Source organism: Candidatus Krumholzibacteriia bacterium, assembly GCA_035268685.1.
Classification (GTDB): Bacteria; Krumholzibacteriota; Krumholzibacteriia; order JAJRXK01; family JAJRXK01; genus JAJRXK01.
Window position 1 is genome coordinate 1 of record DATFKK010000166.1, and the last position, 12,136, is coordinate 12,136.

Below are 12,136 nucleotides of genomic sequence, written 5' to 3' on the forward strand. Positions count from 1 at the left end.
GTGTGGATCGGACTCTTCGCCCTGTCCGTCGAATTCGCTCGTGGTAGAGTGTCGGCGCCGTATCGTCGCCGCGGCACGGAGATCACGATGTTCGAGAGCGCCGGCCGTGGAAGGTCCGGGCGGGTCGCGGTCGATCCGGGCGCCCGAGCCCGAGACACCGACGCCGGGATCCATGCCCAGCAGATCAGTCGCTACCGCTCGATGTCGCCGGTGCGGAAGCTCGAGATCGTCTTCGAACTGAGTGCAGCGGTCGATGCCCTGCTCGCCGCAGGTATCCGTCAACGCCAGCCGCAGCTCGACGACGCCGGCGTCCGGGCCGAGATGGTGCGCCTGAAGTCCGGCGGGACCGGCTCATGAACGAGGCCTTCCCGGTGGTCGGCGCGTTCTGCTCTCTGCTCGAGCAGCTCTGTGTGCAGCACTTGATCGGGGGGTTCGTTGGCAAGCTCGGTTCACGGCGTTCCCCGCGCGACACAGGACGTCGACCTCGTCGCCGATCTGCGGCCGGTTCACGCGAAGGCGTTGTCAGAGCTCGCCGAGGTCGAGTTCCACGTCGACGAGTGGGCGATCGCGAGCGCGATCTCCGATGTCTCCAGTTTCAACGCACTGCACCGTGAAACGGTCTTCGAGGTCGACGTGTTCGTGGCCGGTGACGATCCCTGGATCGTCGAGGAGTTGCGACGGGTACGACGAGGGTGGCCGAGCGTCGGAGCGGCAATGGCGCGATGTCCTGGGTATGATCGCGGTTCACGGCGACGCTCTCGACCGTCTTGCGCCTGCCGGGTCTCGGTGATATCATCGCTATCACTCTCGTCCTCCCGGACTGCAGATCCGCCATGCCTCGTTTCACGGAGCTGCCCGTGGCCCAGCTTCTCGTCCGCAATCTCGACGACGCCATCGTGCGTGCCCTGAAGGAACGTGCGGCGCGGAACCGGCGTTCGGCCGAGGCCGAGCATCGGGAGATCCTTCGGCACGTCCTGCTCGATCGAGACCCGGCGGAGCCGGACCTCAAGGAGGTCCTGCTCGATGGGCCCGAGATCCCCGACGAGTCCATGGCGTTCTTCGAGCGCCGCAGGGAGTACCCGCGCGACATCGATCTGTCGTGAAGTACCTGCTGGACACGAACGTCGTGTCCGAACTCCGCCGAGAGGCGCGCGCTCACCCCGCCGCGCGCGCCTGGCTGGAGAACGTCGACAGCGACGCACTCCATCTCAGCGTCCTGGTCATCGCCGAACTGCGGGTCGGCGTCGAGCAGGTGGCGCGTCACGACCCGACGACCGGTCGACGTCTCGAGGCGTGGCTCGACCGCGTCAAGAGGGCCTGTCGGGGGCGGATCTACGAAATCGATCGGGCGACCGCGGAGCGCTGGGCTCGCCTGTCGGTGCCCGACCCGCTGCCCTTCGTCGACGGCATGCTCGCCGCCACCGCGCTCGAGCACGACCTGACGCTCGTCACGTGCAACACGAAGGACGTCGAGCGAACGGGCGTGACGCTGCTGAATCCGTTCTCGTCGAGCTGAGTTCCGCGAGAGACCGTGCCGAAAGCGCTGTCTTCGTGCAGACCGGCCCGGCCACTTCCGGTGCGGAAGTGATGGGGAAGACGTCCCCGTTTCTCGCGTCCGCTGCGGAGGTCGAGGCCGCGCCTGCGTTGCGCTACGCGGGGCGTTTCATGTCGACATGCAGCGCAGGGAGCGACCGACCATGGACCTACCCGGCCATGGCCAATTGCTGCGCCGGCGACGTCGCGCTGAAGATCACCACCGATGCCGTCCAGGTGTTCGGTGGTCGCGGCCAGATGCACGACGACTCGACCGAGAAGTACGTGCGCGATGCGGGGATCACGGAGATCCACGAGGGCACCAGCCAGATCCAGTGAGAGGAAGTCGCGATCTGCTCGTGTGCTCGACCGACGAGAGGAAGACGGCGCTGGACCCGCGCCTGTCGACGCTTTCCGAAGAAGGCCCCGGCTTCCATCCCGCGCCACGGCGACGGCTTCATCTCGACGGCTCACTGCGGGCAGAGCAGGGGTCGACCTCGCCGATCCTGGCGTTCCCGACGGTCTCGATCGGGCTGTACCTTCCTTCTTCCGGGCAAGGGTGCAACCGAGACGCCGGCACTCCGCGTGCACGAGTCGGGCACAATCGTGGAAGTCCGCCCCCAGGTCGGGTACCTTCGCCACCATCACACCGCTCCTCGCCGGAAGCCCGGCCGGTGCCGCGACGGCCATGGCTCCGTGCGCCACGGATGACCCACATGGAACTCGTCCCGATCGCCGTTCTGTTCCTGATCATCCTCACCCTGGAGTCCGCCGCTGTGGGGAAGAGGTTCGGCGTCGAGGACGCATGCTGACGACGTGGTGGAACCCGATGCAGGGCACGACGACCCGGATCTACCTGAGCCGGACGGCGCTGACTCACGACGAGCGTCACGGTCTTCGGCTCGCTGCTCGGCATGTCGGCGATGTTCCAGAGGTCGGATGCTGATCAAGTGCGGTACCCGGGAGAGGAGAAGGAAGATTGAGCGTCCTGTCCATCCTTCTGCACGGTCCCTGCATCGGATCGTTGTCCGTCCTCTGGCTCTTGCCCACGTCGAAGGAGTCGACACGAGACATGAAGGTCGAACTGGACGAGTACGACATCTACCATGAACGCCTTGGAGGGTACGAATGCAGCCCCAGAAGCACGATCTGGCGGCGGCCGATCAAGATCTACGTGGATGGCGAACTCATCGCCGAGTTCGCGCATCCCGACAGTGTCTACTCCGACTTCCGAGCCTTCGTCCTGGGTTCCGACAGTGATTCCCTGGCGTTCACCGCACCGAGGATTCGGTGAGGATCGACGATGGCACGAAGCGATTGACACTGCCCATGACCCACGACATCGAACGTGTCCTCGAGAGTGAGTTGCGCCTACCGTTGCCCCATCGCCGGGCTCTCTGGTTCATCTACCAACGCGGTCCGCGCGCACTGCGCGAGCTGCAGTCGGGCTCGTCGTACGAATGGCTGCAGAACGATCGGCGTTGATGCCGTCGGTGCCCACTCCCGAGAAAGGAGTTCCCATGCGTATCGCCCTCGCGTCGCTCGTCCTTCTCGTCCTACCGTCGATCGTCTTCGGCCCTTCGGGGGCTGTGGCCCAGTCCGAATGGCACGACGAATGGCAGTTCTTTCCGCGTCCCTCCTTCCCGCACTCCGTCCACGACGCCGTCCTCCTCGACGACCAGCTCGTGGTCGGCGGATTCTTCACGTCGGTCCACGATGTCGCGGCGCGGTCGGTCGCCCGTTGGAACGGTCGCGCGTGGGAAGCGCTGGGCGCCGGTGCGAACGGTCGCGTGAACGCCCTCGCCGTGTACGGCGGTGACCTCGTCAACGCCCACGACTCCGGCGGCGATGCCTACGTCGCGCGCTTCGACGGAGGGGCGTGGCACGCACTGGGCACCTTCGAGGACACCGGCGGTTCGGCCTCGATCGTCGACGTGCTCGTGATCGGCTCGACGCTCTACGTGGGCGGGCGCTTCGATCGCATCGACGGTGTGGACGTTCCGCGTGGACTGGCCGCGTTCGACGGCACGTCGTGGTCGGCCGTCGGCTCCGGACCGGGGGACGACGTCACGGCGCTCGGCGTGTGGCAGGGTGACCTGGTCGTCGCCGGGGACTTCACCGTAACCGGCGGTGGCGTGGCCGATCACATCGCGCGCTGGACGGGCTCGCAGTGGACGGCGATCGGTGGGGGCACCCCGAGCGCGGCCCGCTGCCTGATCGAGTTCGCGGGCGAACTCTGGGCCGGGTTGCGGAGTTCGAGCGGAGTCAGCGACGGTGCGCTCGTCCGCCGCTTCGACGGGCAGGCCTGGGCGGGCGCCGACAACGGTTTCGAGAGTCTCTTCGATCGCTTCCTCTCCCCGGCGTCGGTCATCGTACTCGACTTCGCGGTCTTCGACGGCCAGCTGCACGTCGGCGGAACCTTCGGCACCGGCTTCACCAGTCCCGGCCCGATCGCCGGACGCTGGAACGGAACCGCGTGGGAACGTCTGGGCACCTTCGGCGGCTACGCCGAGGACTTCGCCCCGGCCTGGGAGGTGAACGTGCTCGTGCCCTGGGCCGATCGTCTCGTCCTGGCCGGCCTCTTCCCACGCACCGAGGACCGCTCGATCGAGAACATCGTCGCGTGGACGGGCAGCACCTTCGAGCGCGTCGCCGACGACGAACTCGGCACGGACGCCGGTGTGACCACCATCGCACTGGCCGACGACGGGGTCGTGGTCGGCGGTCGCTTCGACGAAGCCGGTTCCGTCGCGACGGGTCCGATCGCGCGGTGGGACGGTTTCCGCTGGCACCCGTACGGCTTCGTGCCGACGCAGCGGCTCGACGGAACCGTCGTGGACGTGCTCGTCGACGAGACCGAACTCGTCGTCGTCGGGTTCTTCCGGTTCCCGGATGGAACCGAAGACCTCGTCGGTCGCTGGGACGGCACGGCGTGGTCGCCACTCGGCGAACAGCAGTTCAACACGAGCAGCGCCACGGCGGTGATCCGTTTCGAGGGAGACGTGGTGGTCGCCGCCAACGGGGTCCACCGTTGGACCGGTTCGAGCTGGGAACGGCTGGGCGCGCCCCTGCCGTCGGATCCGGTCGTCTTCGATCTCGTCGAGTACGACGGACAGCTCCATGCCCTGGGCGCGCTCGACTTCTTCACTCCGTCGCCACGGATCGGCGTGTTCCGCTACGAATCCGCGAGCGGCACCTGGACGTCGATCGCCCCCGACGGCACGGCGGCCGGTGGATGGGCCGCCGTCGGCGCGGTCCACGACGGCGAGCTCCTGGTCGGGGGGACGCTCGAGGGCGTCGGCGATCTGTCGTCGCCCGGCCTGGTGGCCTGGGACGGCAGCTCGTGGTCGGCCCGCACCACGTCCATGGATCGCGGCGTGCTGGCGATCGCGTCGACTGCGCGCGGCCTGATCATCGGCGGCGACTTCCGCGAGATCGACGGCGAGGCCATTCGCGCGGTCGCCCGTCACGACCCCGTGGGCGGTTGGGTCGACGTCGAGGGGTCGCCGTCGGCCCGCGTCGGCGCGCTGTTGCCGCGCCTGGGCAGCGTCTGGATGGGCGGCGACTTCCTCGGCACGGCCGACGGGTCGAGCGAGGGCGTGATCGTCTGGCATCCGATCCTCGCCACGGGTGTCGACGGTCCGATCACACCGCGGGTGTCGGGCGTCGAATCCGTCTTCCCCAATCCCTTCAATCCGCAGACGACGGTACGTCTGGCGATCAGCCGGGCCGGCACGGCGTCGGTCGAGATCTTCGACGTGCGCGGACGTCGGGTGCGCACGCTGCTCGACGGCGCGGTCGAAGCCGGTCGCCACGACCTGGTGTGGAACGGGACCGACGACCACGGCCGGACGGTGTCGAGCGGGGTGTACTTCGTGCGGGCGGTGCATCCGGACGGGGTCGATCGACACCGCGTCTCGTTGGTCAAATGACGGTGCCTCGAAGATCGTGCATCGCGGATTCCGGTGCCGGTTCGACGATGCCGACGTCCTGGGTCACCGCAACCGCGGGGGCCTTGCCTCGCGGGTCGAGGGTGGTCCGGTCGGCCAGGCGACGGGAGGCGTCGGGATCGTGGCTGGGTAGGTAGACCGTCGGACGCTGCGCGGCATGGGCGAGGATCCGGCGGTGCGTCTCGATCTCGGCCTCGAGATCGGTGCCGATGCCGTCGGCCACCATCCGGACCAGGTGATCCTCGGTGTAGGAGGCGTCGCCGGCGAACATGATGGTGGTCTCGCCCTCCTCCAGAAGCACCGACAGGTGCCCGGGCGAGTGGCCCGGCGTCGGCACGAGCTTCACGTCGCCCGCACGGGTGAGGCTGGTATGGCGCGGGAAGGGGCCAAGGGGGCCGTCCTCGAAATCGACGAGCGTGGGCGCGAAACCGCGCGGCCAGCGCTGGTTGAGGTAGCCGTTCATGCGGCCCTTGAACCCGGTCGCGACGGCCCACTCCGCCCGCGAGACGAGGAATTCGGCGTTCGGGAAATGATGCAGTCCGCCGTCGTGGTCCTGATGCAGATGCGTCAGGACCACCCAGCGCACGTCTTCCGGCGCGAGGCCGCGCGTCCGCATCTGCGGGCCGATCTCCTCCTCCGGCGCGATGTCGAAGACGGCCGCCCGCTGGACGAGCGGCATGAAGGGTGGAAAATACCGCGGCTTGTTGGCATCGGCCGGAATGCCGGTATCGACGGCGATGAGGCCCTCGGGGTGTTCGATCAACCAGACATGGACCGGCAACCAGTCGGTCATGGCCTTGTCGAACCAGGTGTTCAGAAGGCGGCGCATCCCGGTGCCCTCGCCCTCCCGCCAGCGCTCGGTGATGCGGACGCGTCCTGTCTCGATGGCATGGATCTTCATGGGTGTCCTCCTACTCGGTGGGTGTGAAGCCGACCTGGCGGATGAGTGCTTTCACTTCGTGGGCGAAGAGCGCGTCGACGTTCCCGATGACCGGCTGGATGAGGTGAAAGAGTTCGAGCATGATGTGCCCGTGCAGCCGCGCCCAGGAGATCGCGGCCAGATGGAGCGCGTGGTGCGGAAGATCGTGGCCGTCCACCGCGGTCAGCGCGTCGAGCGAGCGCTCGATCTCCGGGGGCAGGTGCCGATACTCCTCCGGCAGTTCGATCTCGCCGCGCTCGATCGCCTGCGCGAAGATGTTCGCGGTGACGATGAAGCTGCGCCGCGCCGCCGGGTACGTCGTGTCGGTGGGCTGTTCGTAGGTGGGGATCGGGCTCCCGTAGAGGAGCTGGAAGTCGATCGGATGATCGAGGGCCCACCGCCGCCACGCATGGGCGACGGCGGCCAGTCTCTCCGCGGTGCCTCGTGAGGCGACGTCCGCATCCGCGTTCTCGACAGCCTCTGCAAGCTGGGTGAAGGCGTCGAGAACCAGGGCCGTGATCAGGTCGTTGATGCTGCCGAAGTAGTGGTAGAGCCCCGGCGCGGTCATGCCCATCCGCTTCGCGATGGCGCGCAGCGACAAGCCCGCCGCACCCCGTTCGGCCAGAAGGGCGCGCGCGGTGTCCTTGATCTCTTCGCGGGTTTCGGTGCGCCGTCGGTCCCGTCGGTCCGGTTGCATCAGGACGTTCCTCTAGCAGCGTTCGAAAGATCTAACACTGTTAGATTGTAGGGCCGGGACTGATTCCCGTCAAGCCCGGGTGCCACGAGGCATGGGGTTCGCGCCGAAGTCTCGTTCGCAGGCAGGGGACAGGTGAATCGATCCCCACCAGCGGCCCCATCCGGAGGCCCCGCTCCCCGCCGCCCCCTTCCGTGCCATCCTCTCCAGCACCCACGCCACGCTGCACGTGGGCCGTTCCCGGGCCTTCAGCCCGAGGAACTCGTTCGGCCCGTGCGAGCTGCCGCTCGGCCCGAGCACACCGGTGACCACGAAGCGCGCGTTCGCCTCGACGGCGTTCACCGTGGGTGATGGACGGATCGAGATCTTCACGCCGGTCATGGGGCGCAGCACGTGCGCTCAGTCACCGATCGGCTCTGAGTTGGTGCGCAGCCACACCGCGAACGCGTCCGCATCGATCTCGCCCCGCGACAGGGCCAGCACCGCGCATAGGCGGCCGCGAGGTCGAAGAGGTCCCCTTCCTCGTACTCGAAGCGATTGCGCGGGCTGGCCAGGGCGGATTCGCGCAGTCCCTCGTCGCGCAGCCCCGTCCCTCCGCCGTGTTCGGCGAGGAGTCGGCCGTGGATCGCCAGGAGGAACGTCTTCGAGATCCACCGTGGTGGATTCACTTCGCCAGCTCCCGCAGGGTGTTCCGATACCGTCGCATGAAGTCCTCGGCGACCCGCATCTGCTCCTCGAAGTCGGGATCGTGTGCCACGAGCTGGAAGCCGTCCGGGGTTTCCGTCAGGTACACGGCATCGCCCTCACTGACACGCAGGGCCTTCGAGGACGTGCCGCACCGCCACGTGACATTCACGGTGCCGAAGGCCTTGCGCGGTTCGTTCGAGCGCGAGCGCATGCTGCTGAAGATCCTGCCGCCTCATCACAAGCAACAACGGCATCAAGGACTGGCCGGAGATCCTGGCTGCGACGAGGCCCTGGCCACGGCCACCCTCGGCCGCGTGTTGCCCAACGGCAACGCCCTGAACATCAAGGGCCGTAGCCATCGGCTGCGGGATCTGGAGAAAGCCGTCACCCAGCAGAGCTGACCCCGGTGCGCGACACTGCATGTCGCCTGAGTGTGGAACGGTGGGTGTCGCCCGACACTTGTGGACGAGGACCTGGACCTCGCGTCGAGGTCTGGATCCGGGTGCGCTTCAATGGAAGAGAACGACGTTCGGATCGGAGAACGGATGGGTCTCGACGATGCGGGAGATGGTTCGGGCGATCTTCCTGCCTCCCTGGGCCGAGGGTTCGATGGCGTTGGCGTAGTCGTTCGGGTCGTCGAAGAGGCAGTCGAGGACGACCACGGGAAAGCCGTGGTCCATGGCCTGCTCGTAGATGACGTCGTTGAAGAGGGGGAGCACTGTATCGACGACTTGCTGGAGGGCAGTTTCGCCGTGTTCGGCGAAACTTCCGCTGTAGATCGTGAACAAGCAGGTCGGAAGATCGTGTGCGGCGATCGATTCGATGGTGGCGCGGTAGTCGTGGGCGAAGGATCGTTTGATCGCCCCCAGCGTCATCATCAATTCCATCGGACTGCCAGCCCCGACCAGGACCTCCTGGAGTTCGGCGAGGTAGCGCAGGCCATCGTTGCCCCCGACGCTGAGCACGAGGTGGGTTGCGGAATCCGGTAATTCGTTCAGTTGGTCGGGCACATCCCAGGTGACGTGGCCGTCGAACGCCAGCAGGGTGGCCTCGTCTTCATCGGGCAATTCCTCCCGGAGTTGCTGAACCACATCCGGCTCCCCCGGCTCCACATAGACTCCGTTGTCGAAGACCGAATCACCGAGCAGAACGACGTGACGCATCGAAACACGACCTCCGGTCGTCAGCGACTTCTCGTACCTTCGGACCTTGTGACTCGTTGCCCATTACTCGTCAGCACCGGTCGAGGTGACAGGCTCTACAGGGATCGAACCTGTCCGCGCGGTACATCCTGTGCCTGAACCCCGGAGGGACAGGTCCCTCGGAATCCTCGGGGTTGGCATGGTGCGGTTCGGCTTGGGACATGAAACTCGCGTGGCGGTGAATCAGTCCCCACCAATCCGCCCCATCCGGCCGTGACGACGCTGGATCCACGCAGTCCGGTCTCCCGACCCCGATGCCCACCCCCGAATCACCCTTCGGGCTCCAGATACTCGGCCAACCACGCGTGCACCTCCTGCCAGAAGTGCTTCGCTTCCTTGCCCTGCATGATCCAGTGGTCGGCATCGTGGAACACCAGCAAGCGCGACGGTACCTGCATGCGCTGCAGATACGACCACGCCGCGATCGTCTGGTTGATCGGCACCCGGAAGTCCCGTTCGCCGATGGTCAGCATCGTCGGGGTCGAGAAATTGCCGACGTAGCTGGACGGGCTCTGCTCCTTCCAGATCGGGCTGTCGCCCCAGGCCGGCCCGCCGTTCATGCGTTCGCGGTGGTAGATGACGTCGCTGGTGGAGTACTGCCCTTCGAGATCGACGAGACCGGCGTGGCCGACCAGCGCATCGAAGCGGTCGGTCGTGGCCAGAAGCCAGTTGACCAGGTGCCCGCCGTAGCTGGCCCCGCTGGCCGCCTGGCGCTCGGGATCGATGAACGAGAACCGCTCGGTCGCCACGTCGGCGGCCTCGACCAGCTCCTCGCCCGGCGTCTTCAGCGGGTCGCCTTCGATGTTGCGTGAGAACTCGGCGCCGTAGCCCACCGAACCGGTGTAGTCGGTCAGCAGCACGACGTAGCCGGGAGCCGCCAGGAGGTGCGGGCTCCAGCGGACGTGGTCGGCATCGAGCGACGAGCTGAACGGGCCGCCGTGGATGAACAGCACGAGCGGATACTGCTCGTTCTCGTCGAAGTCCGGCGGCAGCACCAGCCAGTTGTGGATCTCGCGACCCTTGGCCGAAGTGAACCAGAACGAGCGGAACTCGTGGCGATCCAGGCCCGCGGCCCGCTCGACGTTGACGTCGGTCAGCGCGGTCCGGTCACCGTCCTTCGGATCGACCCGAACGACTTCGGCCGGCACCACGCCGCTCTGCCAGATCGTGATCAACGCGTCACCGGCGACGTGGGGCGTGCCGTACACGCCCGGCGAGTCCTCGTCGAGATGGCGCACCGCGCCGCCGTCGGCCGGCATCGCGAACAACCGCGTACGGCCGCGATCGTGGGCGTTCATGTACAGCGTGCCGCCGTCGGCCGAGAGGTCGAAGCCGCTGACCGAGCGGTCGAAGTCGCGGGTCAGGACCTGCAGCTCGCCGTCGATCGCGTCGCCGTCCCAGTCGGTGCGGGCGACCTCGGTGTGGTTGTAGACGTGCTCGTCGATGGGCGCGTAGGTGCAGTAGAGATGCTTGCCGTCGGGCGAGAACATTGCGCCGGTGGCGCTGAAGTTGCCCGCGGTGAGCTGCTGCGGCTCCCCGCCGTCGAGCGGCACACGATAGAGGTCGTACCGGACGACGGCGTGTGCGGCTTCGTCGAGGTTCTCGGTGGCAGTGATCACGAGCGCCTGCCCATCGGGCGTCCAGACGGCGTTCAGACCACCTTCGTAACCTGGGTTCTGGACCAACTCCGTGCCGAACAGCAGGTCCTCGACCTCGGCCCCCGCCTCGGCGGCCTGGACGAACAGCCGGGTCTGCTTCTCGCTGCGCCAGGTGTTCCAGCTGCGGATCGGGAAGATTTCGTAGCGCGACACGTTGATGCCGTCGTCCTTCTCGGCCTTGGTCTGCTCGGCGTTGGCCTCGTCGCCCTCGGCATCGGGCCAGACCGCGCTCTCGAACGTGATCATCGTTCCGTCGGGGCTCCACTTCGGGTTCGAGGCCCCCGTCGACAGGTCCGTGATCGCGACCGCCTCGCCCGGTCCGTCCATCGGCAGGACGTGGATCTGGGCCTTCGCGTCGTCGCCTTCACCGCGCTTGGCCGAGAACGCGATCGCCGAACCATCGGGCGCCCAGTCCACCCCGCTCTCACCACCCTTGGTCGCGGTCAGCCGACGTGGCGGTGCACTGCCGTCGACGGTGATCAACCAGAGGTCGGTGACGTCCCCGTCCTTCTCGTACGAGGGCACCATGATCGACACGACGGCGTGCTTTCCGTCGGGGCTGACCGCCGGCGTTCCCAGTCGCTTCATCAGCCAGACGTCCTCGTGGGTGACCGGACGCAGTTCGTCGTCGGCCTGGGCCACCAGCGGGGGCGCCAGCAGCAGCAACATCGGCAAGACCATCATCGGTAGCGATCGCATCGTGTCCTTCCTCGTGGGGCCGGTGTGGGTCGTTCCTGGTCGAGAGTCTCTCCTACCTCTCGGGTCGAGTCCACCTTCGTCGGGGGCGGTCGGTCGGTGGGACCGGCTCGTTCGGAGGCGAAGTTCGAGGACGTGGAGATCCTGGTGACGAGTGCGGTCGATTCGAGGGACGACATGCCGGGGTCGATCGAGGAGTTCCTGGGGAAGGGGTGGTGGGGATCGAGGCGAGTTCGACCGTGGAACTCGCGCTCTTCCTCCGGGCGCGATCGCCGCGCGCACGTGACGAATACCACCCGAAGTAACGAACGAGGTGCTGGCGCGGAGCAGGGATCTGCGCGCACAGGCGGCGGATGAGTTCGAGGTCGTCGAGCTCGAGGTTGCGCTGACCGGTGCGCGGGTCGTAGGGGGGTCTGCACGCGGACCTTGCCCTGGTCCTTGCGCTCGATGGCGTCGAGGCGCACGGGGGCGCGGGTGACGTACCGGGCGACATGCTCCTGCCGCTCGGTGTCGCCGGGTCGGATGGGTTCGCCGGCCCACACGCTGAAGCCGGAGTGTTCCCAGCAGAGCAGCATCTGCTCGGTGTGTTCTCTCAGGCGTCGGGCCTGGCGCAGGCGGGCGAGGACCCGGCGCCGGGACAGTTCGGCGATGGCCGTCACGTCCCAGCCGGCGACCCATTCGAAATGGTGAGCCGGTGGTCCGAGGGGTCCACGTCATCCGTCTGCGTTCGCGCGAGGGCGTGACCACGCAGAAGGTGTCGGTGATCCGGTAGACGCCGGGAATCCGGCGGGGTGGAC

At 67.3% G+C, this 12,136-nt stretch carries 14 protein-coding genes; 8 read left to right on the forward strand and 6 right to left on the reverse strand.

The genetic code is table 11. The features are described from left to right. The 7 genes from VKA86_15630 to VKA86_15660 form a co-directional block, all read left to right on the forward strand. Nucleotides 1-357 (forward strand): hypothetical protein (locus VKA86_15630; protein HKK72637.1); only part of this gene is annotated, 357 nt, incomplete at its 5' end. A 500-nt stretch (nucleotides 358-857) separates the two neighbouring features. After that, a complete protein-coding gene (locus VKA86_15635; protein ID HKK72638.1) occupies nucleotides 858-1,103 on the forward strand; it encodes a DNA-binding protein in 246 nt (81 codons plus the stop codon). After that, entirely contained in the window at nucleotides 1,100-1,516 is a 417-nt protein-coding gene (locus VKA86_15640; protein HKK72639.1) for a type II toxin-antitoxin system VapC family toxin, read from the forward strand. Before VKA86_15635 ends, VKA86_15640 begins: the two co-directional genes overlap by 4 nt. Before the next feature lie 71 nt (nucleotides 1,517-1,587). After that, nucleotides 1,588-1,872, forward strand: coding sequence for an acyl-CoA dehydrogenase family protein (locus VKA86_15645; GenBank protein ID HKK72640.1), 285 nt, complete (start codon nucleotides 1,588-1,590; stop codon nucleotides 1,870-1,872). Nucleotides 1,873-2,512: 640 nt separating this feature from the next. Beyond that, the gene (locus tag VKA86_15650; GenBank protein HKK72641.1) at nucleotides 2,513-2,827 is read left to right on the forward strand and encodes a hypothetical protein; all 315 of its coding nucleotides are present in this window, start codon (nucleotides 2,513-2,515) and stop codon (nucleotides 2,825-2,827) included. After that, on the forward strand, nucleotides 2,824-3,018 hold the full coding sequence (locus VKA86_15655) for a hypothetical protein (protein HKK72642.1): 195 nt from the start codon (nucleotides 2,824-2,826) through the stop codon (nucleotides 3,016-3,018). The genes VKA86_15650 and VKA86_15655 overlap by 4 nt, the downstream gene beginning before the upstream one ends. A gap of 35 nt (nucleotides 3,019-3,053) precedes the next feature. Further along, nucleotides 3,054-5,465 (forward strand): FlgD immunoglobulin-like domain containing protein, encoded by a 2,412-nt coding sequence (locus tag VKA86_15660; GenBank protein HKK72643.1) that lies wholly within the window; start codon nucleotides 3,054-3,056, stop codon nucleotides 5,463-5,465. Here the strand turns inward: VKA86_15660 and VKA86_15665 are convergent. The 4 genes from VKA86_15665 to VKA86_15680 all read right to left on the reverse strand — a co-directional run bounded on the left by VKA86_15665 (nucleotide 5,458) and on the right by VKA86_15680 (nucleotide 7,952). Beyond that, nucleotides 5,458-6,384 carry an N-acyl homoserine lactonase family protein gene (locus VKA86_15665; GenBank protein ID HKK72644.1) on the reverse strand — a complete coding sequence of 309 codons (927 nt, stop codon included), beginning with the start codon at nucleotides 6,382-6,384 and terminating at the stop codon, nucleotides 5,458-5,460. The two genes, VKA86_15660 and VKA86_15665, sit on opposite strands and share 8 nt — an antisense overlap. Before the next feature lie 10 nt (nucleotides 6,385-6,394). Next, a complete protein-coding gene (locus VKA86_15670; protein HKK72645.1) occupies nucleotides 6,395-7,099 on the reverse strand; it encodes a TetR/AcrR family transcriptional regulator in 705 nt (234 codons plus the stop codon). Between the two features lie 69 nt (nucleotides 7,100-7,168). Next, nucleotides 7,169-7,489, reverse strand: coding sequence for a hypothetical protein (locus tag VKA86_15675; protein HKK72646.1), 321 nt, complete (start codon nucleotides 7,487-7,489; stop codon nucleotides 7,169-7,171). A 271-nt stretch (nucleotides 7,490-7,760) separates the two neighbouring features. Continuing rightward, nucleotides 7,761-7,952, reverse strand: coding sequence for a hypothetical protein (locus VKA86_15680; GenBank protein HKK72647.1), 192 nt, complete (start codon nucleotides 7,950-7,952; stop codon nucleotides 7,761-7,763). Between the two features lie 13 nt (nucleotides 7,953-7,965). Here VKA86_15680 and VKA86_15685 point away from each other — a divergent pair, with 13 nt between their 5' ends. After that, a complete protein-coding gene (locus VKA86_15685) occupies nucleotides 7,966-8,184 on the forward strand; it encodes a hypothetical protein (GenBank protein HKK72648.1) in 219 nt (72 codons plus the stop codon). Nucleotides 8,185-8,292: 108 nt separating this feature from the next. On the opposite strand, the gene VKA86_15690 is transcribed toward VKA86_15685, so the two are convergent. Both VKA86_15690 and VKA86_15695 read right to left on the reverse strand, forming a co-directional pair. Continuing rightward, nucleotides 8,293-8,946 carry an SGNH/GDSL hydrolase family protein gene (locus VKA86_15690; GenBank protein HKK72649.1) on the reverse strand — a complete coding sequence of 218 codons (654 nt, stop codon included), beginning with the start codon at nucleotides 8,944-8,946 and terminating at the stop codon, nucleotides 8,293-8,295. Nucleotides 8,947-9,254: 308 nt separating this feature from the next. Continuing rightward, the gene (locus tag VKA86_15695) at nucleotides 9,255-11,342 is read right to left on the reverse strand and encodes a S9 family peptidase (protein HKK72650.1); all 2,088 of its coding nucleotides are present in this window, start codon (nucleotides 11,340-11,342) and stop codon (nucleotides 9,255-9,257) included. Nucleotides 11,343-12,136 lie beyond the last annotated feature (794 nt).

Coding starts and splice junctions, on each gene's coding strand:
- VKA86_15665 (HKK72644.1), bottom strand. CDS start 6,384: ATGAAGATCCATGCCATCGAGACAGGACGCGTCCGCATCACCGAGCGC.
- VKA86_15695 (HKK72650.1), bottom strand. CDS start 11,342: ATGCGATCGCTACCGATGATGGTCTTGCCGATGTTGCTGCTGCTGGCG.
- VKA86_15645 (HKK72640.1), top strand. CDS start 1,588: ATGGGGAAGACGTCCCCGTTTCTCGCGTCCGCTGCGGAGGTCGAGGCC.
- VKA86_15690 (HKK72649.1), bottom strand. CDS start 8,946: ATGCGTCACGTCGTTCTGCTCGGTGATTCGGTCTTCGACAACGGAGTC.
- VKA86_15670 (HKK72645.1), bottom strand. CDS start 7,099: ATGCAACCGGACCGACGGGACCGACGGCGCACCGAAACCCGCGAAGAG.
- VKA86_15660 (HKK72643.1), top strand. CDS start 3,054: ATGCGTATCGCCCTCGCGTCGCTCGTCCTTCTCGTCCTACCGTCGATC.